Genomic DNA, 25,786 nt, shown 5'->3' with positions numbered 1-25,786 from the left:
AACGGCGCGGTTGGGACACACCTATCGGAGGCGTTTTACATGTCGACTGGATCCAGCATGGCGGATCTGTCCAGCTCAGCTACCGGCGATGAGGAATTCATCGCTAAATACTATGAGCACCTGGCCGCGGAGGATGCCGCGAGCTACAGTCCGGATGTGCTCCGCGCCCGCGCGCTGGCGCACCGGGAGCTGGCGGTTCACCGGCCGCCGGCGCAGCCCGTGATCGCCATCCGGGACGAACCCGAGGCCAGCGTCGTCATGATCGTCACCGATGACATGCCGTTCCTGGTCGATTCGGTGACCGCGGAGCTGCTGCGCCACGGCATTGCCATCCGGATGATCACGCACCCCACCTTTGTAGCCACCCGGGCCCGGGACAGCCACGACCTCACCGGCGTGGAACAGGTGCCGGCCGCCGCCGGAGTCTCCAGCGGCGACACGGCGGCACTGCCGCAGCTGGGATCCTTTGAGACCGGCGGCGACCAGGTCCTGCGGATCGAATCCTGGATGGCCGTGGAGACCGGGCGGATCGAGCCGGACAAGGCCGCCGAGCTGATGTCCGGCCTCAAGAGCGTCCTGGCGGATGTCCGGGCGTCGGTCGAGGACTGGCCGGCCATGCGCCGGCAGGTGCGGCAGGTTGCGGCGTCGCTGGATGCGGTCGTGGGAGCGGAGGAGATTCCCGACCTGCAGGAGGCCAAGGAGCTGCTTGAGTGGCTCGACGACGGGAATTTCACCTTCCTGGGCTACCGCGAATACGATCTCGTCACCCAGGACGGGGAAGACGTGCTCCTGGTCCGCGAGGACAGCGGCCTGGGCATGATGCGCCACATCGGCGACACGAAGCGGGTCCAGCACCTCACCGAAGAGGGCCGTGCCCGCGCCCGGGAAAAACGCGCGCTGGTGATTACCAAGGCGAACTCGCGGTCCACGGTGCACCGCGCGGCATACCTGGACTACATCGGCGTGAAGAGCTTCGATGCGCAGGGCAACGTCGACGGCGAGCGCCGCTTTATCGGCCTCTTCGCCACCAGCGCCTACAACCGTTCGGTGAAGAGCGTCCCGATTGCCCGGGAAAAGGTCGCGGCAGTGCTGCAGCACAGCGGCTTCCCGGCCGATTCGCACTCCGGCAAGGACCTGCTGTCGATCCTCGAAACGTACCCGCGGGACGAGTTGTTCCAGATGGACGTCGAGGAGCTGGCCGCGACCGCGATGGGCATCCTGCGGCTGCAGGAGCGGCGCCGGACCCGGCTGTTCCTGCGCACCGACGCCTACGGCAGGTTCGTGTCGGCCCTGGTGTTCCTGCCGCGCGACCGCTACACGACCGCCGTCCGGCTGCGGATCGAGCAGGAGCTGCGCAACACCTTCGACCCGCAGAGCATCGACTACGAGGCGCGGATGTCCGAATCCGCCCTGGCCAGGCTGTTCTTCCGCATCCGCCTCAAGCGTGCCTCCACGGTGCCGAAGGTCGACACGGCCGACCTTGAGCGCCGGCTTGCCCAGGCGTCCCGGTCCTGGTCGGAGGGCATCGAAGAGGTGCTGCGCGCCAATTTCGACGGCGAGGAGGCTGCGCGCCTCTCGGCGAACTGGAAGGACGCGTTCCCGCCCAGCTACCGGGTGGACTACGAGGTGGAAGACGCGCTCGAGGACATCGCCCGTTTCCGCAACTACGAGGGAGGCGACCCCGGCGCGGCCCCGGTGCTGCACGTCTACGTTCCCGAGGACAGCGCCGACGTCCTCGCCGCCGACGCCCGGCTGAAGCTGTACCTGCCGGAGGCCCGGTCGCTGAGCAACATCATGCCCGTGCTGCAGAACACCGGGCTGGAGGTACTGGACGAGCGCCCGTTCGAGATCAACACGGCGGACGGCCAAGACTACTTCCTGTACGACTTCGGCCTCCGGTATCCGGCGGGCGTCGACCCGATCGCCACCGGCGACCTGCTCGAGGAAGCCTTCGGCGCTGCCGTCACCGGACGCAGCGAGTCGGACGGCTTCGACCGGCTGGTCCTGGCCGAGGGCATCGGCTGGCGCCAGGTTGCGGTGCTGCGCGCGTACACCCGCTACCTGCGGCAGCTGGGCAACCTGGTCTCCTACGCCTTCGTCTCCGACACGCTGCTGGCCAACCCGGCAGTGGCCCGCGCCCTGCTGGCGGTGTTCAACGCCAGCTTCGATCCGGACCTGGAAGGCGACCGCGAGGCGGCGGTCGAGGCCGCCCGCTCCGAGCTCGCGGCGGGACTCGAAGCCGTGCCCACCCTTGACGCGGACCGGGTGCTGCGCTCGCTGGCCAACCTGATCGACGCGACGCTTCGCACCAACTACTTCCAGGACAAGCCCTACTTCAGCTTCAAACTCAGCCCGTCGCGGATCGAGGGTGCACCGTTCCCGCGGCCAAAATACGAAATCTGGGTCTACTCGCCGCGGGTGGAAGGCGTCCACCTTCGCTTCGGCGACGTGGCCCGCGGCGGACTGCGCTGGTCCGACCGGCGGGAGGACTTCCGCACCGAAATCCTGGGACTGGTCAAGGCGCAGACCGTCAAGAACGCGGTCATCGTGCCTACCGGCGCCAAGGGCGGCTTCTTCGCCAAACGGCTGCCCGACCCCGCCGTGGACCGCGCGGCCTGGATGGCGGAGGGGCAGGAAAGCTACCGCACCTTCATCCGCGGCCTGCTGGACATCACCGACAACCTGGTCCGGTCCGCAACCGGTCAGGACGTGGTGCCGCCCGAGCGGGTGGTCCGGCTGGACGGCGACGACACCTACCTGGTCGTCGCCGCGGACAAGGGGACCGCAAGCTTCTCCGACATCGCCAACGACATCTCGCTGGAATACGGCCACTGGCTCGGCGACGCCTTCGCGTCCGGAGGCTCGGTCGGCTACGACCACAAGGCGATGGGCATCACCGCCCGCGGCGCGTGGGAGTCGGTCAAGCGGCACTTCAGCGAACTCGGCGTCGACACCCAGGCCGAGGACTTCACCGTCGTGGGCGTCGGGGACATGAGCGGCGACGTCTTCGGGAACGGGATGCTGCTTTCCGAGCACATCCGGCTGGTCGCGGCCTTCGACCACCGGCATATCTTCCTGGACCCGGATCCCGACGCCGCTGCCTCCTTCCAGGAGCGCCGTCGCCTGTTCGAGCTGCCCCGTTCCTCATGGGCGGACTATGACGAGAAGCTGATCAGCGCCGGCGGCGGGGTCTACCCGCGGTCGGTGAAGTCGATCCCGTTGTCCGCGCAGGTGCGGGAAGTTCTCGGCCTCGATCCGCAGGTCACGAGCATGAGTCCGCCCGAACTGCTGCAGGCCATCCTGAAGGCGCCGGTGGACCTGCTGTACAACGGCGGCATCGGCACCTATGTGAAGGCGTCGACCGAGTCGAATGCCGAAGTCGGCGACAAGGCCAATGACGCCATCCGCGTCAACGGCGCCGACCTGCGGGTCAAGGTGATCGGCGAAGGCGGCAACCTGGGGATGACCCAGCGCGGCCGGATCGAAGCCGCCGGCAAGGGGATCATCCTGAACACCGATGCCATCGACAACTCCGCGGGCGTGGACTGCTCGGACTACGAGGTCAACATCAAGATCCTCGTGGACCAGATGGTCGCCGCCGGGAAACTGCCGGTAGCGGAGCGGGCCGACCTGCTGCATTCAATGACCGAGGAAGTCGGACGCCTGGTCATCCAGGACAACATCGACCAGAACGTCCTGCTGCTCAACGACCGCCAGCGGATCATCGAGTGGAGCCCGAGCTTCGAACGCCTGATGGACTGGCTGGAAAGCCACGCCGAACTGGACCGGCAACTCGAAGCGCTGCCGACCACCGAGGAGCTGCACGAACGGATCGCGGCCGGCCAGGGCCTGGCCTCTCCGGAGCTGTCCGTGCTGGCGGCGTACTCGAAGATCGAGCTGACCCATGCGCTGACCGAGAGCAACCTGGCCGACGACCCGTACTTCGACGGCGTGCTGCGCGGTTATTTCCCGCACCAGCTGGTCGAGCGGTTCGGCGACAATATGGCGGGCCACCCGCTGCGCCGGGAAATCATCGCCACCGTCGTTGCCAACGACATGATCAACATGGGCGGCATCACCTTCGCCTTCCGGGTCATGGAGGAAACGTCCGTCTCCGAAGCGGACGTGGCGCGGGCGTTCGTGGCGCTGCGCGAGATCTACGAATTCGACAAGCTCGTGGAAGCGTTGAACGCGTTGCCGGCCAGCTTCCCCACGGATTTGTGGTGCATGGTGCATCTGGACATGCGCCGCCTGCTGGACCGGGCAGTGCGTTGGTATATCAACCATGTCGACAGCGGAACACCGGTCGCAGAAGGCGTCGCGATGTTCAAGCCCCAAATGGACCCGTTGCGCAACAACCTGGCTCAGTACCTGCGCGGCGACGACCTGGTCCGCGTGCACGAATGGCTGGAAACCGCCGAAGAACGCGGGCTGCCCGCAGGGATCGCCCGGCAGTGGGCCGAGCAGTTCGAGAGCTTCGGTTTGCTCGACGTCGCCCGCATCGCCGGGCAGATCGACGAACCGGTCGAGTCCGTCGCACGCGTCTACTACGCGGTTTACGACCGGTTCGACGTCGACAACCTGCTCGAGCGGATCACGGCGCTGCCGCGGGAGGACCGCTGGCAGTCGCTCGCCCGGGCCGCCATGCGCGACGACCTGTACACGACGGTCACGGACATCACCGTGGCGGTTATGCAAAGCACCCCGGCAGGGGAGCAGGCCGAGGCCAGGCTCGACGAGTGGGAACGGGCCAACGCGGAGAACATCAAGCGCACCCGGGACATGTTCGAGGAAGTGAACAGGCTCGAGCAGGACGACATGGCGTCGCTGTCCGTGGCACTGCGACTGATGCGTTCGACAGTGCGGCGATAGCTTGGCGATCTTCACCGATCCCATCCGCGACTACGCGGACTTTCGTCCGGGTGACGCGGAGTGGCTCCACCTGCTGGTGGGCGACTGGCAGCTGATCGCCGACCTGGCGTTCGCCGACCTGGTCCTGTGGTTCCCGACGCCGGACGGGAGCTACGTGGCGCTGGCGCATGTGCGCCCGTCAACCACCCACACGGTGTTCCACCGGGACTTCGTGGGGGAGCGGATTCGTGCGGACCTCAAGCCGCTGGTGGACCAGGCACGCCGGTGGCAGGCGATCGAACGGTCGTCGGAGGCGGACTGGACCACCGAGATGGCCATGCGGGTCGAGGCGGTGCCCATGGTCCGCAACGGCCGGACGCTCGCCGTCGTGACGTCGCACATGGACCTGTCCAGCTCCAGAATGCCGTCGCGGCTGGAGCTGACCTACCGGCAGTGCGCCTACGACCTCCTGAAGATGGGAACGCTGGGACTGTGGCCGGACTTCGCCTCGCCGACCGGGTCGCGCCGCGGCGCGCCCCGGGTCGGCGACGGCCTGATCAGGCTGGACGCCGACGGGGTGGTGGAATACGCCAGCCCCAACGGGGTTTCTGCATTCCGGCGCCTCGGCGACGTCGAGTCCCTGGAGGGCCGCTCACTGGCCGAGGTGACGACGGCGCTGCTCAAGGACCGGCGGATGGTCGACGAAACCCTGCCGCTGGTGGTCACCGGCCGGATGCCCTGGCGCACGGAGATTGAATCCCGCGGCGTCTCGCTCTCGCTCCGGGCCATACCGCTGAGGAACGAACAGGAGCGTTTCGGCGCCCTGGTGCTGTGCCGGGACGTCTCCGAGCTGCGCCGGCGGGAGATGGAGCTGGTGTCGAAGGACGCCACCATCCGGGAGATCCACCACCGCGTGAAGAACAACCTCCAGACGGTCGCGGCGCTGCTGCGCATGCAGTCGCGCCGGATGGTCAGCGACGAAGCAAAGCAGGGGCTGGAACAGGCCATGCGCCGCGTCGCCTCGATCGCGCTGGTCCACGAAACGCTGTCCCAGGGCTTGGCGCAGAACGTGGACTTCGACGAACTGATCGGGCGTCAGTTCCGGCTCTCGGCGGAAGTAGCCTCGCCCACGCAGGCCGTCCGCACGGAGCGCAGCGGCGAGTTCGGGGAACTGCCCAGCGAGTTCGCCACCCCGCTGGCCCTGGTGATCAATGAACTGGTCACGAACGCCGTCGAGCACGGGCTGGCCGGGCGGCACGGCACCGTCCGGTTGACTGCCCGGCGGAGCCGGCGGGGCGAAGACGAATTGCTGACCGTCTCGGTCGAGGACGACGGCGTGGGCCTGCCCGAGGAACCGCGGCGGGAGGGCCTGGGCCTGCAGATTGTCCGCACCCTCGTCACCAGCGAATTAGGCGGCCGGATCGAATGGACCCCGCGCGACGGCGGGGGAACGTGTGTGCGGATTGACCTGGTGCTCAACACCAAAGGGGCCCGCTGAGCGCGGGCGGATCAGCCGACGCGAGAGGCCGCTGCCGAATCCGGCAGCGGCCTCTCGCCACACTGGGGGTACCGGGTCAGGAGGCCCGGCGGGCCCGGGCGGCACGGCGCTTCAGCGCCCGGCGCTCGTCCTCGCTCATGCCTCCCCACACGCCGGCGTCCTGGCCGGATTCGATGGCCCACTGCAGGCAGGTATCAATCACCGGGCAGCGCCGGCAGACGCTCTTGGCCTCTTCGATCTGCAGGAGTGCCGGCCCGGTGTTCCCCACGGGGAAAAACAGTTCCGGGTCCTTGTCCAGGCATGCCGCGCGGCTACGCCAATCCATGCTGATCACATACTCCTTTAAATGGTGTCCGGTGGTTTTTGTGAAAACATTCACGAACAGACTCATAGAAAAGGGAGCCCGACCGGCCCCCTCTGCGCTTCGCCATCAAGCGTTTCATGTTAAATCCGCGTAAACAAGAGGTCGTGCGGACTTAACCGGCCGTAATACCTGAGTCATTCGTCACAGGGTGATATGGTTCGGCTCCAAGCGGGAGCCGGTGCCCGGCGATCTGGAGCCGTTATTCCGACTATCTAAGGTAGGGTGCGAGTGTGTCAATGCCTGCACCCTCATCCTTCCCTGCCGCCCGTCCGATCGCCATCAAAATCGTAGCGGCGGCAGTGGTGCTGGAAGCACTGGTGCTCTTGGGCGGAGCGGCCCTGTTCGCGTACGGGCTGGCCACCCAGACCCCGATATCGCTGACCAGCAGCGTCTTCCTGCTGGTCCTGATGTTGGTCTTCGGCCTCTGGCTGCTCGTCGTCGGGCATTACCTGTTCCGCGGGTACCGCTGGACCCGCGCTGCTGCCCTGGTGTGGCAGATCTTCGTGGTCGTCGTGGCCATCTCCATGATCCAAGGCGGCCAGCTGCTGCTGGGCCCGGTCCTGTTGGTGGCGGCCGCAGCCTCCTTCGTCCTGCTGCTGACCAAGCCCGTGACGGATTTCCTGGTCAAGGGCGCCGCACCCCGCGCCCTGTAGCCAACGCCACCTGCAGCGGGACGGCCCGGCCGGCCTCGATCCGGTAGCCGCGTCCCGGCGGTCTCCACCCGTCGTCGAGCCGCACACCGAAGAAGTCCGCATCCGCGCCCGCCCGCGGCGCCAGGACCATGCCGCGCCCGCGTGCCCTGGCCTGCAGGACCAGCGGAACCTGCTGCGGCAGCAACGGCCCGGGGCGCGCGGCCACCACGGCCGATGCACCGGCGGCGATCATGGCCGCGATGGCAGCGTGGGCACGCACGCCCAGGTCCTCCGCGTCGTCGACCAGCAGGACGGTTCCGCGCCCGACGGCCGCGCGGCCGGCCCAGAAGTCGTCGGCGTCTCTGCCGTGCGGGGGTGCGCAACAGGGCCTCAGGCCCTCCAGCGCCCGCTGCAGCACGACCATCAGGTTGGTCTTCCCGCTGCCCTCGGGCCCCAGCACCAGGTACACCTCGCCGGCGGCCAGCGGCAGCGTGGAGGGCCCCAGCTCGTCGCCCTCGACGCCGATCACCGGAAGCCCGCGGGCCGCGCGGGGCAGCGTGGCCGCGGGAACGGTCAGCGGCAGCGCTTCGACCCGGACGGGACGGGCGCGGGCCGCGGCCGGCGGCGGGCAGCCGGCCGAATCGGTGGCCAGCTGGCAGACCCCGCCGTCGCTACCGATCCGTCCCTGCACTAATGCCCTGCCGGGCACGGCGTCCATGGGCGGAAGCCGGGGCCAGCCCAGCAACGTTTCGGGACCGGCCCCGGTCGGCAGGTAGAGCCGGTTGCCCATGAGCGGCAGGAAGCGGCTGCCCGACAGTTCACGGTCGCCGGACACGACCAGGACGACCCCCGTGGCCTGGCCGTCGCGGGCCAGATCCTGCAGGCAGTCTTCTGCCCAGCCGAGCCGGCCGGCCCGGAAGCCACCGAGCCAGCGGCCCCACCCGCTGACCAGCAGGGCCAGCGGAACGACGGCTGCCGGATCGGGCGGACCCCCGGCCGAGGCCAGGCTGCCGAGCCGGGCGGAAACCTCGTTGGCCAGGCGCCGCAGCACCCTTGCCGCCCGTTCGGTGTCCTGGGGGCCGACGTAGGCGCCGGTCCGGCCCGCGTCCGCGGCGAAGCCCAGCGAACCGTCACCGTCCAGCACGTAGCAGTGGCGTTCCACCGGTCCGCCCAGGAGTTGCGCCGCGAGGACCCGCAAAAACTCCCGGTGTCCTCCGCCCCCTACCCCGAGAACCGCCAGGTGTCCGTCGTGCTCCGGTTGCCAGCGCAGCGGCACCTGTCGTTGCCGGAACGGCATGTCCAGCAGGCCGATCGGGATGCTGCCCCCGTCCTTGGGCGCGGCGGCGGGGACCGGGCTCCCGCCGCCGTCGTCGCCGCCGGGAGAGCGGGCGGGAGCGGACGGCCCGGGCCCCGCGAGGTCGGCGGCGGCCAGGCTCAGCGGCAGGGCCGGCGGCAACCGCCGGGCCTCCGGCAGGCCGAGGTCACGGGACCCTGCCGCAGCCTCGGCCACCAACCGCTCCACCACTGCGGTGCCCTCCGGCGCTGCCGCTGCCGGTGGTTCTGCCGCCAGCCATTCGTCCACGGTCCGGAAGAGCGGGAAGTGTCCGGCGGCCGGCAGGGTGCTGCAGGCGGACTGGAAGGGCACCGCATCCTGCGGGCCGACGCGCAGGTAGGCCCTGCCCCTCGCGGTCACCGGAATGTCGGCGGCCACGGGCGAATCCAGCAGGTCGCGGGACTCGGCCGTGTTCTGCGTCCGCAGCACGATCATGGTGGTGATATTCGCGCGGATGTCCGAGGAGACGGCACCCTGCGGCCGTTGCGTGGCCAGCACCAGGTGGATGCCCAAGGCACGGCCCACGGTGGCCACGCGCATCAGCTCGGGAAGCGCCTGCGGCGCGTCCTCGCCCAGCATCCGGAATTCGTCGACGACGACGACGAGCCGCGGCAGCGTGCCGGGCGGGCAGGCCGCGATGTCCCCGATACCGCGGGCGGCCAGCAGGGCTTCGCGGCGGCGTACCTCCGCCTGCAGCCAGGCCAGCGATCGGCCGACTGCCTCCAGCGTCAGGTCCGTGAGCAGGCCGGCGCAGTGCGGCAGCCGGGCGAGCGGGCCGAGCCCGGAACCGCCCTTGAAGTCGATCAGCAGGAAATTCACCGTGTTCGGGGACCTGGTCAGGGCCAGCGAGAGGACAAGGCTCCGCAGCAGTTCGGACTTGCCGGAGCCGGTGGTGCCGGCGACCAGCAGGTGCGGCCCGTGGACGGCCAGGTCGAGCGCCAGCGGTCCGGCGGCGCCGGCGCCCGGCAGGGCGGTGAGGCCGGGATGGCGGTCCCCGCGGGACCAGCGTTCGGCCAGCGGCTCCCGCGGCAGCATCGACTGCAGGCGGCAGCGCGGCGGCACCGAACCGGTGGCCGGCAGCGTCTCGGAGGGCATGGCCGCGGCGGCCAGCCGGGCAAGGCGGTCCAACGTGGGGGCCTGCACCAGATCCGCCGAGAACACGACGTCTCCGCCGTCTGCGCTCAGGCGGGAGGCCTGTCCGGCAACGATGATCCGGGTCCCGGCGTCGGCCGGACCGCCGAACCAGAGCTGCGCGGCCGGCCGTCCGGCATCGGCCAGGACCCGGGCCGCCTCGCCGCTGCGTCCGGCGACCAGGAGCACGAGGGTGCCGCCGCCGGTGGCGAGCCGCTCCGCCAGTTGTCCGGGCCGGTCCGCCAGCTCCACGCCGGGCAGGAACCGCGCCGACGCGCGAACGGGCTCCGGCAGCGCGTAGCAGACAACGCGCAGGGCGGTTCCCGCCGCCCGTGCGGCCAGCTGCAGCAGGGCCGAACGCAGCAGACCGTCCAGCCCGAAAGGTGTTCCCTGGATCCGCAGCGGGGGCCCGGCGAGCAGGTCCACGCACAGCGGAACATCCCTGGGCGGGGGCGTCGGGACCACCGGCGCCGACGCCGAACCGATGTGTGCCGGCAGGCCGGCCGTCCCCAGCCGCAGCCACACGTGCGCCGGGCGGTCCGGAGGGCCGGGGTCCCCGGCAGGACGCCGGGCCCCCGTCCCGGCCCGCAGCAGGGACACGGCCAGATCAGCGGCATCCGGGGCGGCGAGGTGCCGCCGCCGGGCATCGGCTACCGCCGCCGCGTGCACCGCGGCCCGGTAGCGGCGGCGCTGCCGGCGCCCGGCGGCGTAGGGCACGGCGGCGGCCAGCAGGGACATGGCGCTGAAGACCAGGAAGAACCACAGGCCCGTCAGCAGGGCCAGCGCGAGCCCGGCGAGCAACGGAAGCCCGGCCAGCAGCAACGCCGTTTTGGCCCGTTGCTCCGGAGGCTTTTCAGCCACGGGCACCGGATCGGCCAGGTCCGTGTCCGGCCGGAACGGTTCGTCCGGTTCGCTGCCCACGACCAGTTGCAGCCGGGTGGCACCGATCCGCACGCTGCGGCCCGCCTGCAGCACGACCTGCCGGGTGCGCCTGCCCCGCCAGACGATGCCGTTGGACGACCCGGCGTCGCGCAGCATCACCTGGCGGTCGGTGACGTCCACGGTGGCATGCAGCCGCGACAGCGCCGGGTCCGCGATGGTCAGCGCGCAGGCATGCCGGCCGACGCTGAAGCTGCCGCGCCCGAGGGCGAACAACCGGCCGGCGTCGGGCCCGGCGGTGACGGCCAGCAGCAGCGGCGGCAGAGCGGGGGCTTCCCGGCGCGGCACCACTACCGCCTCCGGGGCGCAGACGACGACGGCGCCATCGACCAGCGGGGACACGCCGGCGGCGAGGGAGGACAGCCTCCGTCCGGCCACCGTGAAGGCCGCCCCGGGCAGGCGCCCGCCCAGCCAGGCAGCCAACGGCGCGGCGCTGCTTCCCGATTCCAGCCCCGCGACGGCATCGGCATGCGCCGCGACCCAGGCCGCTTCGGTGGCCGGAAGGCCGGGGGCCGCCACCAGCGTCAGATGAAGGACCATGACAAGGAACCTAGGCAGAAGGGAGTCCCACTTTCCCATGCTTCGCCCGGTATGTGGATAACCTGCGGTACCGGAGGCTGACGCGAACAAGCGATACCCTTGACTCTGGGCCGAAGGGCCAACACACCGACACAACGAGAAAAGGCCTTTGCTCTTGAAGATCGCTGTCATTGCTCTGGGAAAGATCGGGTTGCCGCTGGCCGCCCAGTTCGCCTCAAAGGGGCACGAGGTCGTCGGCGTGGACGTCAACCCCGCCGTGGTCGATCTGGTCAACGCGGGCAGCGAGCCGTTCCCGGGGGAGGCGGGGCTCCAAGACAGGCTGGCCGAGCTGGTGCCGGCGGGCAGGCTGCGGGCGACCACTGACTATGCGGACGCGGTGCCGGGAGCGGACGCCGTGGTGCTGGTGGTGCCCCTGTTCGTGGACGCGGAGGCCAAGCCCGACTTCGGCTGGATGGATGCCGCCACGCAGGAGCTGGCCCGGCACCTGACGCCGGGCACGCTGGTCTCCTACGAGACCACGCTGCCGGTGGGCACCACCCGGACCCGGTGGAAGCCGATGCTCGAGGCCGGCTCCGGCCTGGTCGAGGGCGAGGACTTCCATGTGGTCTTTTCCCCGGAGCGGGTGCTGACCGGCCGGGTGTTCGAGGACCTGCGGAAGTATCCCAAGCTCATCGGCGGGCTCTCCGGGGCCGGTGCCGCGGCGGCGCAGGCGTTTTACGAGGCGGTGCTGGACTTCGACGACCGCCCGGACCTGCCGCGCGGCAACGGCGTCTGGGACCTGGGCTCGGCGGAGGCCTCCGAGCTCGCCAAGCTCGCCGAGACCACCTACCGGGACGTGAACATCGGGTTGGCGAACCAGTTCGCCCGCTATGCCGCGACCGCCGGGATCGACATCTACCAGGTGATCGAGGCGTCCAACTCGCAGCCCTACAGCCATATCCACCAGCCCGGCATCGCCGTGGGCGGGCACTGCATCCCGGTCTACCCGCGGCTGTACCTCTGGAACGATCCGTCGGCCACGGTGGTGGCTGCGGCCCGGGCCGCGAACGCGGGCATGCCGGACTACACGATCGGTTTGCTGGAGGGCGCGTACGGCGACCTGGCCGGCGCGCGCGTGGCCGTCCTGGGCGCTGCCTACCGCGGCGGCGTGAAGGAGACGGCGTTCTCCGGGGCGTTCGGCGCGGTGGAGGCGATCAACGCGCGGGGCGGCACCGCCGTCGTGCATGATCCGATGTTCAGCGACGCCGAGCTCGCCGCCTTGGGCTTCACGCCCTACCGGCTGGGCGAGCCGGCCGACGCCGCGGTGGTGCAGGCCGACCACGCCGAATATGCGCAGCTGGGACCGGATGACCTTCCCGGCGTGAAGGTGTTCGTCGACGGCCGGCGGGTCAGCTCGGCCGAACGGTGGCCGGGCGTGGCGTACCGGGTGATCGGCAAGGCGTGAGGGCCGGAGCGTAGAGGCAATGGATGGTGGAGCAGCGGTCGTGAGCGGAAAGAGGGAACCCATGGCGTTCATTGCCGATTCGGCGGACGTCGCCGACGCCGCCCGGCTGGGCGAGGGCACGAAGATCTGGCACCTGGCGCAGGTCCGCGAGGGCGCCGTGCTGGGAGAGAACTGCATTGTGGGCCGGGGCGCCTACATCGGCACCGGGGTGCAGGCCGGGGACAACTGCAAGATCCAGAACTATGCGCTGGTGTACGAGCCGGCGCGGCTGGGCCGCGGCGTGTTCATCGGCCCGGCGGTCGTGCTGACCAACGACACCTACCCGCGGGCGGTCGCCCCGGACGGGTCGCTGAAGAGCGCCGACGACTGGACGCCGGTGGGCGTGGACATCCGCGACGGCGCGTCGATCGGCGCGCGGGCGGTCTGCGTGGCCCCGGTGACCATCGGCGCCTGGGCCACCGTGGCGGCAGGCTCCGTGGTCACCCGCGACGTGCCCGACTTCGCCCTCGTGGCCGGTGTTCCGGCCAGGCGGATCGGCTGGGTGGGCCGGGCCGGACAGCGGCTGGTCCAGGACCCGGCGGACCCGTCGGGCTGGGTGTGCCCGGCGACCGGCGCCCGGTACCGGGAGGACGAGGGCATGTTGCACGAAGTTTCGGACGAAACCGGAGGAGAGCAGCTGTGAGCAAGGACTTCATACCGGCGGCCAAGCCGATCATCGGAGACGAGGAACGGGCCGCGGTGGACGCCGTGCTGGCCTCCGGGATGCTCGCCCAGGGGTCGGAGGTCGCCGCCTTCGAGCGGGAGTTCTCGCAGGTGCTGCTGGACGGCCGGCACGCGGTGGCGGTCAATTCCGGGACCTCGGGCCTGCACCTGGGCCTGCTGGCCGCCGGCATCGGCCCGGGTGACGAGGTCATCGTCCCGTCCTTCACGTTCGCGGCCACCGCGAACTCGGTGGCCCTGACCGGCGCCACTCCGGTGTTCGCCGACATCGAGCCGGAGCACTACTGCCTGGACCCGGACGCGGTCGCCGCCGCCATTACGCCGCGGACCAAGGCCGTCATGCCGGTGCACCTGTACGGCCACCCGGCCGACATGGACGGGCTGGGCAGGCTCGCCGCGGAAAAGTCGCTGCTGCTCTTCGAGGACGCCGCGCAGGCCCACGGGGCGTCGCTGGGCGGCCGGCCGGTGGGCACGTTCGGCGAGTTCGCGATGTTCAGCCTGTACCCGACCAAGAACATGACCTCCGGCGAGGGCGGCATGGTGTCCACCGGCAGCGACGACGTGGCGCGCCGGCTGCAGCTGCTGCGCAACCAGGGCATGGAACGCCAATACGAAAACGAACTGGTCGGCTTCAACGCCCGGATGACCAACCTGCACGCCGCGATCGGCCGCGTGCAGCTGGGCAAGGTCCTCGGCTGGACCGAACGGCGCCGGGCCAACGCCGCGTTCCTGGACGCGAACCTGGACGGTGTGGGCACGCCGAAGGTGGCAGCCGGGGCGGTCCACGTGTACCACCAGTACACCGTGCGGATCGGCGCGGGGGAGCGCGACCGGTTCGCCGCGGCGCTGAAGGACGAATGCAACATCGGGTCCGGGGTCTACTACCCGATCCCGAACCACCGGCTGCCCTCCTTCAACGTTGCCGCGGACCTGCCGGCGACCGAAGCCGCGGCCGCTGAGGTGCTCTCGCTGCCGGTGCATCCCTCCCTCGACGCCGAGGACCTGGACCGGATCGCCACGGCGGTCAACGCCCTCGCGAAGGCAGGGGCGTGAGCATGGCGGGGAACGGCAAGAACGTGCTGCGCGCCGGGCTGATCGGCCTGGGCATGATGGGCCGCCACCACGCCCGGGTGCTCCGCGAAACCGAGGGCGTGGAACTGGTGGCCGTGGCCGACGCGTACGGCGACCCGCACGGCGCGGCGCCCGGCCTGCCCGTCTTCGGCGGCGTCGAGGAGCTGATCGGGGCCGGGATCGACATCGCCATGTGCGCGGTGCCCACCGGCCTGCACGTGGAAGTCGGAATGGCCCTGGCCGAGGCCGGCATCCACACCATGGTGGAAAAGCCGATCGCGGACACGGTCGCGGGCGGCGAGAAGCTGGCGGACGCGTTCGAATCCCGCGGGCTGGTCGGCGCCGTCGGCCATATCGAACGCTACAACCCGGCGCTGCAGTCGCTGCGCGCACGGCTGGAAGCCGGCGAACTCGGCCGGATCTTCCAGATCGCCACCCGCCGGCAGGGACCCTTCCCGGCGCGCATCGCGGACGTCGGCGTGATCAAAGACCTGGGCACGCACGACATCGACCTGACCGCATGGCTGGCTCAGGCGGGCTACGCATCCGTCAGCGCCAACACCACCATCCGCACCGGCCGCGAGCACGAGGACATGGTGGCCGCCACCGGCCTGCTGGACAACGGCGTGATCACGAGTCATCTGGTGAACTGGCTATCGCCGACGAAGGAACGCGTCACCGTGGTCACCGGCGAACGCGGCGCCTTCGTGGCCGACACACTGACCGCGGACCTAACCTTCCACGAAAACGGCACCATCAACACCGAGTGGGAGTCCGTGGCCAACTTCCGCGGCGTCTCCGAAGGCAACATCACCCGCCTGGCCATTCCCAAGCGGGAACCGCTGAAGGTCGAACACGAGGCCTTCCGCGACGCCGTGCTTGCCACCCGCGGACTGCCGCCCGGTTCCCCGGCTGCCCGGCACGACGGCGATGCCCGCCCCGGCCGCCCGGCGGCCAGCATCGTCACCATGCGGGAAGGGCTGAACACGCTGCGCGTGGCCGAAGCCATGATCGCCAGCGCGAAGGAATCCCGCACCATCGGGCTGCACGCCTGATGGGCCTGCGGATCGTGCTGGCCACCCGGATCTACGCACCGGAGGCCGGGGCCGCCGCCTACCGGCTGGCCGCCACCGTGCGGGCCCTGACCGAGGCCGGCCACCAGGTCACCGTGCTCACCACCCGGCCCCCGAAGGGACTCCCTGCCGCGACGGGGACCAGCGGCGACGGCGCCCGGATCCTCCGCTGGCCCGTGCTGCGGGACGGCAGCGGCGCCGTGCGGGGCTATCTGCAGTACGCCAGCTTTGACATCCCGCTGTTCTTCCGCCTGCTGGCGCAGAAACCCTTCGACGTGCTGCTCGTTGAGCCGCCGCCGACCACCGGCGTGGTGGTCCGGGCCGCGGCCGGGCTCCGGCGGCGTCCCTACGTGTACTTTTCCGCCGACGTCAGCTCCGATGCGGCGGCCGGAATCGGAGTGCACCCGCAGGTGGTCAAGGTGCTGCGGGCAGTGGAACGCTGGGTGGTGACCGGCGCAGCCGGCGTCCTGAGCATTTCGACCGGCGTGACCCAGGCGCTGGCGCGGCTGACCTCCGGACGCGCCAGGGTGGCCGAGGTAGGCACCGGCATCGACACGGGCACCTTCAGCCTGCACGGGCCCCGGGATGAGCACCCCGGCCCCACCTTCGTCTACGCCGGAACCATGTCCGAAATCCAAGGCGCCGGCGTGTTCGTGGACGGGTTCCTCAAGATCATGGACCGGTACCCTCACGCGCGGCTGCTGATGTACGGCGGCGGCGTGGAGCTGGAGGAGCTGCGCCGGCGGGCGGCACCGGCGGGGGAGCGCATCCGCTTTATGGGAACGGCCGACGGCGGCACGATCGCCGGCGCGCTGCGCTCCGCTACCGCGGGGCTGGCTTCCGTGCGGCCGGCCCGCGGCTATGACTTCGCCTTCGCCACCAAGGCCTTCGTCTCGCTGAGCTGCGGCACGCCCGTGGTCTACGCCGGCGTCGGCCCGCTGCGGCAGCTGGTGGCCGACCACGGGCTGGGCCAGAGCGTGGACTGGGACGCCGGCCAGGTGGCCGAAGCCCTGGCCGCGGCGCTGGAACGGACCCCGGACGACGCCGAGCGCCGCCGGCTGTCCGACTGGGTCGAGCGGAACTACTCGCTGCGCAGCGTGGGGGCCCGCGCCGCCGAGGCCGTCGCGGGTGCCGCGAAAGGCTTCCGGCCGCGCTGACGCCGGCTCCGGCAGGGCGTCGGCAGGGCCGAGAGGATGCCTCCGGTGGTGGCGCGGTCGGGGTCCGCAGTGCCGAAAGGATTCCTTCGGCGACGGCGTCGATCAGGGCGTCAGCAGGGCCGCGAGGATGCCCCTGGTGACGGCTTCGTCCTCGGCCGAGCTGAGCGCCGCGGCGGCTCCGTGCGCGTTGGCCTTGTACTTGTCCACCTGTTCGGTGGTCAGCGACGCCAGCGCCCGGGCCAGCGACTCGGTGCTGAAGTCCTCGGTCACCACGCCCAGGTCGTAGGCCTTCATCAGGGCCGCGGTCTCCGGGGACGGGCTGAATACCAGCGCCAGGCGCGCCTGGACGAAATCGAAGAACTTGTTCGGCAACATGAACCGGTGGTTCATCGTCTGCGGCGGAAGGGAAAAGACCCCGACGTCGTAGGCATTGAGCGTGGCGGGCAGCTCTTCCGGCGGCACCGCGTCGTGGAAGGTGATGCGGTCGTCGCCGTCGGCCAGGTCCTTGAGCTGCTGCCAGTATCGCCCGCCGTCGCGCGCCTTGACCAAGTACAGATCCAGCGTGAAGCGGTCATCGAGCAGCTTGACGGCGTTAATGGTGCCTTCCAGGTTGCGGCCGGGTACCGCGGCGCCGCTGTGGACCAGCCGGATCTTCCCCGGCACGGGGGCCGACGGGTCCAGATATCGGAACGGCCCCGCGTTGCGGACCACCTCCACCGTGCAGCCGAACTGATCCGCGTACATCCGGGCGATCGATCCGTTAACGGCGGTGACCGCGGCGCTGATCGGCAGGTACTTGGCGCAGAGCCTGTGCATATACGGTGCGACCAGCAGCCGCCAGGGAAGTACATGGGAGCGTTCCTCCGGCGCCCACTCGTGCATGTCTCCCCACACCGGTGCCCCCTGCGCCACGGCGTGGGCCAGGGGCAGGGCGCGCGCCTCATTCGCCACGACCAGGTCGAAGCGGCGTCCCGCCACCAGCTCGCGGGCCTGCTTGATGGCGGGGGCAGCCAGCTCCACCGCAGAATACAGGCGCAGCGCCAACAGCAGCACACCCAGCGGCGTCTGCGGCAGCGAGGGCAGCGACGCGTCGATTTCGAGGTGGTGGGTGGCTCCGGGGGGCCGCTTGCCATAGCTGAGCGTGGTGACCTCACCGGCTTCGGCCAACAGCTTGACTTGCCGCAGCACCCGGGAATCGGCCTGGATATCCGAGAACGAGATACACAGGATCTGCTGGGCCACCACTGCTCCTTGTCGCTGACGCCGGGCGAATGCCGGACACTGAAAGATTACCGTCCGGGAATCGGTCCGCCGCGGCGCAACGGTGCACCGGGCGCGCCGGACCGCGGCGCGACGGGAGGATGCGGGCCTGGGCTGCAGGCCTCCGGCCCAGGGCAGCCGGGCGCATGGCAGCCCTGCGGACCCCGGGCCGCGGCAGGGGCCCGGGCGGGGCCCGGAGCCCCGGGTGGCGTTCAGGACGCCGGGCTAGGATGGCGATAAGCCGCACCGAGCCGGCTGCAGCCCACCAAGATCCGGGAGCCCCGTGAAGATCGCGATCACCAAGAGCACGTTGCGGATTCCGCCAACGTACTTCGCCACGGCGCACGCCGAGCGGTTGAAGGACAGGCACGACTTCCGTGTCTTCACGCTGGTGGCCGAGATCGAGGATTCGTCCGTCACGATCCCGGTGACGGACTTCGTTCCGGTGCCGCGGCTGGGCTTCCGGCGCCGCGAGCTCATGATGCCCGCTTTCATGCCGGCCATGACCGTGGCAGTGGGCCGGTTTGAACCGGACATCATCCATCAGCACTTCGCCACCTGGTCGACGCCCGCCGTCAAGGCCTCAATGGTGTCCGGGACGCCGCTCATCACCACCATGCACGGCTCCGACATGGTCTCGCTGGGGAATCCCGCGGACACGGTGATGGCCCGGTGGCACCACCGGAACGTCCTGGCCGCGGCGGCGCACAGCACCCGCATCCTGGTGGTCAGCAACTACATGGCCGGCCGTGCCGCGGAGCTGGACCTGGACATCGCGAAAATCCGGGTGCATTACCAGGGCGTCGATACCGACTATTTCGAGCCGGTCCGCTACGAGGCCGATGAAGTGCCGGTGGTGCTCTTCGTCGGCCGGTTGAACACGCAAAAGGGCATCCGGGATCTGTTGGACGCCTCCCTGGCCGTCTGGCGCAAGGCCCGGCACCGGCTGGTGGTGATCGGGGACGGGCCCTTGCGGGACACCGTCGCCGAGCAGGCCGCCAGCCATCCGCACATCGACTACCTGGGCCGCCAGGACAGGAGCGCGATCCGCTCCTGGCTGCAGCGGGCACATGTCCTGGTGGCCCCCAGCCAGGAAGCCGGCGGCGCCCGGGAGGCCGCCGGACTGGTGCTGCTGGAAGCCCAGGCTTGCGGAACTCCCGTGCTGGCGTACCGCAGCGGGGGCATTCCCGAAATGATGGACGACGGCGTCACCGGCCTGCTGGCACCGGAAGCCGAGTACAACCAGCTGCAGGACGGGTTGCAGCAATTGCTGCAGCTGGGCAGCGCGGAGTACCTGGCCATGCGCCGCGACGCGCGCAAGTTCGTGGTGGATCAGCGGAGCCTGGCGGGCAGCGTGCGGGAGCTGGACGGCCACTATCGCGACGTGGCAGCCCAGCCGCCGGCCGCCGGACGGCAGGGCCCGCCGCCGCCGGAACAGCCGTGACCATTCCCTGTGTGGAATACTAGGCGGGTGAGTCGCTGCTGGGTCGTCGTGCCGATGTACAACGAGGCCACCGTCGTCGGCTCGGTCATTCAGGAGCTGCTCGAAACCTTTCCCCACGTGGTCTGCGTGGACGATGGCAGCACCGACGATTCCGCCGCCCTGGCCCGCAAGGCCGGCGCCGTCGTCGTTGCCCACCCGGTGAATCTGGGCCAAGGCGCCGCCCTGCAGACCGGAATCGAATATGCCGTGCAGGATCCGCAGCTGGACGCGGTCATCACCTTCGATGCGGACGGCCAGCATCGGGTCCAAGACGCCGCGGCGATGCTGGCGCGGATCAGGGCCGGCGAAGCGGACGTGGTGCTCGGTTCCCGCTTCCTCAACGGGCGGGGCGAGGTCTCGGCGCTCAAGCGCCTGGTGCTGCGTACTGCGGCCATCCAGTCCCGAATTTCCACCGGCTACCGCCTGACCGATGCCCACAACGGGCTTCGTGCCATCTCCGCCGACGTGGCCCGGCGAATCCACCTGACCCAAAACCGGATGGCGCACGCCTCCGAACTGGTCCACCAGTTCGCCGCCCTCGATGCCCGGGTGGTGGAACAACCGGTACACATCGTCTACACGGAATATTCCAAGTCCAAGGGGCAGTCCCTGCTCAACGGCATCAACATCCTCGCTGACCTCTTCTTCCGGTGAACCCATGCTCATAGTCGTCCAAATCGTCCTGGTCCTGGCCGTCGCCCTCGGCGCGCTGGCGCTGATGCGCGGGGGCCAGAACGCTCGGCACCAGGCCGTGCGCCGCATCCTGCTGATGCTCTTCGCGGTCCTTGCCGCGCTGTCCGTCTTCTTCCCGGGCATTCTGACCGCCGTGGCGAATGCGCTGGGCATCGGCCGCGGCACCGACCTGGTGCTGTACGGGCTGATCGTGTGCTTCCTGATCTACATGGCGAGCTCATTCCAGCGCACCCGGCAACTCGAGGAGCGGATCACCAAGCTGGCCCGGCGCATCGCCCTGGACGAGGTGCCCAAGCCGGATGACGTGGCCGGACCGAGCGACGCGGCACCCCCGGGAAGCGGGACATGAGCGTGCCGGAGAACCTTGGCCTCCACGACAGCGGTCCGGAAGCCGAGATCGTGATCGCCGTCCATACCGCCGACCGGCCCGTCCGCCGCGCCGTGGACTCGGTCCTGGCCGCAGCGCCCGGCCGCGTCGGCGCCACGGTGGTGTGCCACAACATGGACCCGAATCCCGTGCGCGGGCAGATGGCCGGCCTGCCGGAGACCGTCCGGGTGCTGGAACTGGCCGACGGGATACCGTCCCCGGCCGGGCCGTTCAACCACGGGCTGGGCCAGGCCCGGGCAGAATTTGTCGGCGTCATGGGATCCGACGACACGCTGGAGCCCGGCTCGGTGTCCGCCTGGCTGGACGCCGCGCACGCCACCGGCGCGGTCGCCGTCGTCGCACCCCTCCGCTACCGCGGCGGCGCACGCATCCTCACGCCCCGCGCCCGCGTGTTCCGGGGCCCGCTGGTGGATCCGCTGCGCGACCGCCTGGCCTACCGGACGGCCCCGCTGGGACTGATTCGGCGCGAGGCGGTCGGCCGGTTGGGCCTGCGGCTGACCGAAGGGCTGCGCACCGGGGAGGACCTGGAATTCGGCCTGCGCCTGTGGTTCTCCGGCGAAAGGATCGCCTACCCGGCCCACGCCCCGGCGTACCTGGTGGGACAGGACGCGGACGAACGCGTCACCGCCGCCGTGCTGCCGCTGCGCGCCCAGTTCCAGGACGTCGAGTCGCTGGTGTCCGGGGACTGGTTCCAGTCGCTGCCCGGTGCCCGGCGCGAGGCCATCGCGGTGAAGCTGCTGCGCGGCCACGTCGTCAGCGCGGCGCTGCGCCGCGGTGCGGGTTACGCCTGGGGAGCCGAGGACCGGGAGGCGATGTCCGCCGTCGTCCGCTCCCTGACCAACGCCGCGCCCGGGGCGCCGCGCCTGCTGGGCGCCCCGGACGAACGGCTGCTGCTGGCCCTGCGCGAAGCGGCCTCCGGCGCGGACCTTGCCTCGGAGATACGACGGCGGGAGGCCGCCGGCGCGCTGCGGCGCACCTTCACCCGGCGCTGGCCGGACAACGCCCGGCGCGAAGCCCCGCTGCGGACCAACCTGAACTCGCTCGCGTTCACCGCCGCCTGCCGGATCCGCGATGCCCGGCTGCAGGCAAGCCCGGCCGCCGCGGCGGGACGCCCTGCCGGGGCCAGCGGTTCCTCCGCCGCCCCGGAACCCGCCAGCCCCGACGTTAGGCAGCCCCGTGACTGATGCCCGATCCCTGCTGGTCCTCTCGCTCTCGCCGCTGCGCAGCGACCCGCGGGTGCTCAAGCAGATCACCCTGTTCAAGGACAAGTACCGGGTCTTCACCTGCGGCTACGGCCCCGCGCCGGACGGCGTCGCCGGGCACTTCGAGCTGGACACCGCGCTGGCCAGCTGGCCGCGCGATCCCCGGCGGCTCGCCCTGCGCCGCTACGTGGACGTCTATTGGAACATCGCCGCCGTCGCGCAGGCCCGGAAGCTGCTGGGAGGCCAGCGCTTCGACGCGGTCCTGGCCAATGACACCAACACCGTCCCGCTGGCGCTGAGCCTGCGACCCGACCACGGCGTCCACGCCGACCTGCACGAGTTCGCGCCGAAAGAGCACTTCAACAAACCGGCCTGGCGGGCGCTGGTCGCTCCCTACGTGCGCTGGCTCTGCCGCACCTACCTGCCGGCCGTGCGCTCGGTGACCACGGTGGCGGAGGGCATCGCCGAGCAGTACACCAAGGACTTCGGCGTCGCCGCCTCCGTGGTGACCAACGCCGCCCCCTACGCGGACCGGCAGCCGCGGCCCACCGGCGCCAAGATCCGGATGATTTACAGCTCCGCCGGACAGCGCTACCGCAAGATTGAAGACATCATGGAGGCCATGCGCGGAGCGCCGGAGCATCTGGAGCTGGACCTGATCGTGATGCCCAACGAGCCGGCCTACGTGGCCGAGCTCAAGGCCCTCGGCGAGGAATTGCCGCGGGTGCGATTCCGCGAGCCGGTCCCGTATAACCAACTGGTGGACACCGTGGCCGAATACGACGTCGCCATCTCCATCATCCCGCCCACCAACTTCAACCTGGCCCATGCCCTGCCGAACAAGTTCTTTGAGGCCGTCCAGGCCCGCACCGGACTGATCATCGGGCCCTCACCCGCCATGGAGACGCTGCTGCGCCGGCACGGCCTGGGCGCGGTCACCGCCGACTTCACGCCCGCGGCCCTGGTGGAGGTGCTCAAGACCCTGACGCCGCAGCTGGTGGACGGGTGGAAGGCCAATGCGCACGCAGCCGCCCGCGAGCTGTCCTCCGAGCACCAGATCAAAGGCTGGGAGCAGGCCGTGGACCGACTGTTCGCCCGGCAGGAGGCCTGAGCGGTGGCGGCACAACCACGCGTCCTGCACATCTATGACGCCGCCGACGTCGGGGCCACCCTGGTCAGGTACGGCCGGCGGGCGGGGCGCCCGTGGCGGCACTTCAACGTCATCCCGCCCGAAGGCGCGCCGTCGTCGGCCGCCGGCCGGGCCGGAAAGCTCGCCGCCGGAGCCGCCTGGCAGGCGCGGCGGGCCGCCGCCATCCTGCGGTCGGACCTGCTGCACGTCCACTCGGGGTCGCGGATCGGCGTGGTGCGGTCGCGGCCGGTCAAGCCCTTCGTGCTGCATTTCCACGGCACGGACATCCGCACTCAGTACTACGATCCCGTCCGCCGGCCCGCGCTGCAGTGGGGCGCCGACCACGCCGTGAAGGTGCTGTACTCCACCCCCGACCTGCGCGAACACGCGGAAACGGCCCGCCCCGACGCCGTGTACCTGCCGAACCCGGTGGATTTGGAGGAACTGCCCGAGTGGCGGCCCGCCGAGCGGCCGCGGATCGTCTTCGCCTCCCGTTGGGATGACTCCAAGGGCGGCCGGCGTCAGCTGGAGCTGGTGCGTGCCCTGCAGGCTGCCGTCGGCAGCGAGGTGGAGCTGCAGGGGCTGGAGTGGGGCGGCGGCGCAGCCCGTGCCGCGGAGCTAGGCGTCGTGATGGTGCCGAAGATGCCCAAGTCCGCGTACCTGCGCTGGCTCGCCTCGGCACACGTGGTGATCGGCCAGAGTGCCGGCATCCTGGCGATGAGCGAACTGCAGGCCATCGGCATCGGGGTTCCCGTGGTGGTGCAGCCGGGGGAGGGGTACTACCGCTCGGCTCCCGTGCTGCAGGGGGAGTCGGCCGAGGCGCTCGCGGCTGCGGCCGCGGCGGCGCTGGAGAACCCGTCCCGCACCTCCGCGGCCCTGGGCGGCCGCGCCTGGCTCGGGGAACACCACGACCCGGCACGCCTGGTGCACCGGCTGGCAGGACTCTACGCCGAGGCGGCGGCCGGATAAGGCGGCCGGTTCCCGCCCGCTTGCCGGGAGCGGCCTGCTACGGACGCGGGCTCAGCGGTGTTCTTCCACCGGCTTCCCGGTCTTCCCGAGGCCGGCGAGGGCAGCCTGTTCGGCGAAGTCCGGCACGGTGGCCACCACCTCGTCGAAGGTTCCGGCAGCGGCCACCGTTCCGCCGCGCATGAAGAACACGATGTCGGCGTCGCGGATCGTCGCCAGGCGGTGCGCCACGGTGATGACGGTGACGTCACCGTGCAGCTGCCGTATCGCCGTCGTCACGGCCGCCTCGGTGGCGGTGTCGAGTGCCGAGGTGGCCTCGTCCATGACGAGCACCCGGGGGTTGTCATAGAGGGCGCGGGCGATGCCGAGCCGCTGCCGCTGCCCGCCGGAGAGCGCCATGCCGCGCTCACCGACCAGAGCGTCCAGGCCGGCGTCGCGCCCCAGCACCGTGTCCAGCAGCTGCGCGCGCCGCAGCGCAGTGGTCACGCGCTCACGGTCCACGCGGGCCTGGTCCCACGCCAGGGCGACGTTCTGCGCGATGGAGGCATCAAAGAGCGAGACCTCCTGGGGGACGTAGCCGATGCGCCGCCGCCAGGAATCCAGCACGAACTCCATCGGTTCGCCGCCCACCAGGATGCGCCCGCGGCTCGGTTCGAGCAGGCCCAAGAGCAGGTCCACCATTGTCGACTTGCCGGCGCCGGACGCACCGACGAAGGCCACGTGGCTGCCGGCCGGAATCCGGATGTTCACGTCGTGCAGGGCCGGCGCCGCGGTGTCCGGGTAGCTGAAAGCGACGTCCTGCAGCTCGATGTCGGCGGCGTTGTCCGGCAGCTCGTGCTGCGGGCGCTCGTCGCGCAGCCGGGACATTTCCGCCTCGCCCTCGTGGATGTCCTCGACGATCTGCCGGGCGAAGGACGCGCTGGTATTCACGGAGGACTGCACGGCCTGCATGCGGGTCAGCGAGGGGATCAGGCGGAACCCCGCGACGGCGAACAGGCCGACGGCGCTGACCGCCCCGGCCGGTCCGCCGGTCAGGTAGCCCACGCCGCCCAGCAGCGCGAAGCCCAGGACCAGGGCGGTCTCCAGCACGTAGCGCGGGATCTGCGAAATCTGGATGGCGCCGGCGCGCGCTATCGAGGACTTGGTGCGGGTGCCGTGCACCTGTTCCTGCACCTCGGGCCCGCGGCCGGCCAGGGTGATTTCCTTGAGCGCGCCCAGCGCCTCGTACAGGGTCTTGGCGGTGCGGTTGGACCATTCCCGGTTTTCCCGGCCGATGGCCACGGCACGCGGGGAGATCACCTTGGCCAGCAGCAGCGCCACCAGGCCCAGATAGATCATCGTCACCACCGCGATCAGCGGCTGGGCCACGAACAGCACGACGACGACCGCCACCAGGGTGCCCAGCTCGCCGAACAGGCTCATCGCCGGCATCAGGACACCCGAGACGGTGATCCCCACGCCCACGTCCACGGAGCGGACGATCTCGGCCGAGTTGCGGCCGAGCCGCTTCTCCCACGGGGAGGCCAGGTAGGCGGCGAAGAGGCGGTCGCCGATGGCCACCTCGTGCCGGGCAAAGCGCTTGGTGGCGAAGCGCAGCAGCAGGACGGCCAGCACTCCCTTCAGCACGATCAGCAGGCAGATGAACGCCAGCAGCGGCAGGGCCAGCCCGTTTTCGGCGACGTTGCCTACGATGGGCAGCTCCGCGTCGGAGCTGCCCACGAGGGCCGGCAGGAGCGCGGCGATCAGCCCCAGGGCGACGACGTCCAGCAGGGCCAGTGCGGCCGACGCCGCGCCGTAGCCGGTCAGGAAACGCCGGCTGCCCTCGGGCAGGGTACGCAGCAGTGGCACAAGAACGTCGAGGATGCTTTTCATACTGCCCCTCAGCCTATTCCATCGCGCCCTTATCACCCGT

The 25,786-nt window shown here is 70.7% G+C and carries 18 protein-coding genes; 14 read left to right on the top strand and 4 right to left on the bottom strand.

Annotation, left to right across the window (positions count from 1 at the left end; all coding sequences use genetic code 11):
• The first annotated feature begins 39 nt into the window (after positions 1-39).
• Positions 40-4,872 (top strand): NAD-glutamate dehydrogenase, encoded by a 4,833-nt coding sequence (locus tag AC5RVG_RS01845; protein WP_494012504.1) that lies wholly within the window; start codon positions 40-42, stop codon positions 4,870-4,872.
• A 1-nt stretch (position 4,873) separates the two neighbouring features.
• Positions 4,874-6,349: a sensor histidine kinase gene (locus AC5RVG_RS01840; RefSeq protein WP_494012503.1), complete on the top strand. Its 1,476-nt coding sequence runs from the start codon at positions 4,874-4,876 to the stop codon at positions 6,347-6,349.
• 76 nt (positions 6,350-6,425) lie between these two features.
• On the opposite strand, the gene AC5RVG_RS01835 is transcribed toward AC5RVG_RS01840, so the two are convergent.
• Positions 6,426-6,674, bottom strand: coding sequence for a WhiB family transcriptional regulator (locus tag AC5RVG_RS01835; RefSeq protein WP_086994524.1), 249 nt, complete (start codon positions 6,672-6,674; stop codon positions 6,426-6,428).
• Between the two features lie 275 nt (positions 6,675-6,949).
• Here AC5RVG_RS01835 and AC5RVG_RS01830 point away from each other — a divergent pair, with 275 nt between their 5' ends.
• Positions 6,950-7,366 (top strand): hypothetical protein, encoded by a 417-nt coding sequence (locus tag AC5RVG_RS01830; protein ID WP_494000210.1) that lies wholly within the window; start codon positions 6,950-6,952, stop codon positions 7,364-7,366.
• On the opposite strand, the gene AC5RVG_RS01825 is transcribed toward AC5RVG_RS01830, so the two are convergent.
• Positions 7,338-11,288: a type VII secretion EssC family protein gene (locus AC5RVG_RS01825; RefSeq protein WP_494012502.1), complete on the bottom strand. Its 3,951-nt coding sequence runs from the start codon at positions 11,286-11,288 to the stop codon at positions 7,338-7,340. The genes AC5RVG_RS01830 and AC5RVG_RS01825 overlap by 29 nt on opposite strands.
• 154 nt (positions 11,289-11,442) lie before the next feature.
• Between AC5RVG_RS01825 and AC5RVG_RS01820 the strand changes: the two genes are divergently transcribed.
• The 5 genes from AC5RVG_RS01820 to AC5RVG_RS01800 all read left to right on the top strand — a co-directional run bounded on the left by AC5RVG_RS01820 (position 11,443) and on the right by AC5RVG_RS01800 (position 16,753).
• Positions 11,443-12,732: a nucleotide sugar dehydrogenase gene (locus tag AC5RVG_RS01820; protein WP_494012501.1), complete on the top strand. Its 1,290-nt coding sequence runs from the start codon at positions 11,443-11,445 to the stop codon at positions 12,730-12,732.
• Positions 12,733-12,793: 61 nt separating this feature from the next.
• A complete protein-coding gene (locus AC5RVG_RS01815) occupies positions 12,794-13,414 on the top strand; it encodes an acyltransferase (protein ID WP_494000207.1) in 621 nt (206 codons plus the stop codon).
• Complete coding sequence (locus AC5RVG_RS01810; protein ID WP_494012500.1) at positions 13,411-14,505, top strand: DegT/DnrJ/EryC1/StrS family aminotransferase; 1,095 nt, start codon at positions 13,411-13,413, stop codon at positions 14,503-14,505. The genes AC5RVG_RS01815 and AC5RVG_RS01810 overlap by 4 nt, the downstream gene beginning before the upstream one ends.
• A 2-nt stretch (positions 14,506-14,507) precedes the next feature.
• Entirely contained in the window at positions 14,508-15,578 is a 1,071-nt protein-coding gene (locus tag AC5RVG_RS01805; RefSeq protein WP_494012994.1) for a Gfo/Idh/MocA family protein, read from the top strand.
• A complete protein-coding gene (locus tag AC5RVG_RS01800; protein ID WP_494012499.1) occupies positions 15,578-16,753 on the top strand; it encodes a glycosyltransferase in 1,176 nt (391 codons plus the stop codon). Before AC5RVG_RS01805 ends, AC5RVG_RS01800 begins: the two co-directional genes overlap by 1 nt.
• A 102-nt stretch (positions 16,754-16,855) precedes the next feature.
• Here the strand turns inward: AC5RVG_RS01800 and AC5RVG_RS01795 are convergent, their stop codons facing one another.
• Positions 16,856-17,995: a glycosyltransferase gene (locus tag AC5RVG_RS01795; protein WP_494012498.1), complete on the bottom strand. Its 1,140-nt coding sequence runs from the start codon at positions 17,993-17,995 to the stop codon at positions 16,856-16,858.
• A gap of 301 nt (positions 17,996-18,296) precedes the next feature.
• Between AC5RVG_RS01795 and AC5RVG_RS01790 the strand changes: the two genes are divergently transcribed.
• The 6 genes from AC5RVG_RS01790 to AC5RVG_RS01765 are packed head-to-tail and all read left to right on the top strand — an operon-like array spanning position 18,297 to position 23,877.
• Positions 18,297-19,457: a glycosyltransferase gene (locus AC5RVG_RS01790; protein WP_494012497.1), complete on the top strand. Its 1,161-nt coding sequence runs from the start codon at positions 18,297-18,299 to the stop codon at positions 19,455-19,457.
• Positions 19,458-19,484: 27 nt separating this feature from the next.
• Positions 19,485-20,150: a glycosyltransferase family 2 protein gene (locus AC5RVG_RS01785; RefSeq protein ID WP_494012496.1), complete on the top strand. Its 666-nt coding sequence runs from the start codon at positions 19,485-19,487 to the stop codon at positions 20,148-20,150.
• Between the two features lie 4 nt (positions 20,151-20,154).
• On the top strand, positions 20,155-20,538 hold the full coding sequence (locus AC5RVG_RS01780) for a DUF2304 domain-containing protein (RefSeq protein ID WP_493979108.1): 384 nt from the start codon (positions 20,155-20,157) through the stop codon (positions 20,536-20,538).
• On the top strand, positions 20,535-21,761 hold the full coding sequence (locus AC5RVG_RS01775) for a glycosyltransferase (RefSeq protein WP_494012495.1): 1,227 nt from the start codon (positions 20,535-20,537) through the stop codon (positions 21,759-21,761). The genes AC5RVG_RS01780 and AC5RVG_RS01775 overlap by 4 nt, the downstream gene beginning before the upstream one ends.
• Positions 21,754-22,890 (top strand): glycosyltransferase, encoded by a 1,137-nt coding sequence (locus AC5RVG_RS01770; protein WP_494012494.1) that lies wholly within the window; start codon positions 21,754-21,756, stop codon positions 22,888-22,890. Before AC5RVG_RS01775 ends, AC5RVG_RS01770 begins: the two co-directional genes overlap by 8 nt.
• 3 nt (positions 22,891-22,893) lie before the next feature.
• A complete protein-coding gene (locus AC5RVG_RS01765) occupies positions 22,894-23,877 on the top strand; it encodes a glycosyltransferase family protein (protein ID WP_494012493.1) in 984 nt (327 codons plus the stop codon).
• A gap of 51 nt (positions 23,878-23,928) precedes the next feature.
• Here AC5RVG_RS01765 and AC5RVG_RS01760 read toward each other — a convergent pair whose 3' ends face one another.
• Positions 23,929-25,746: an ABC transporter ATP-binding protein gene (locus AC5RVG_RS01760; RefSeq protein WP_494012492.1), complete on the bottom strand. Its 1,818-nt coding sequence runs from the start codon at positions 25,744-25,746 to the stop codon at positions 23,929-23,931.
• Positions 25,747-25,786 lie beyond the last annotated feature (40 nt).

Source organism: Arthrobacter senegalensis (assembly GCF_059091765.1).
The sequence above is the reverse complement of the archived record's forward strand: the minus strand, read 5'-3'. Positions and strand labels throughout refer to the sequence as shown.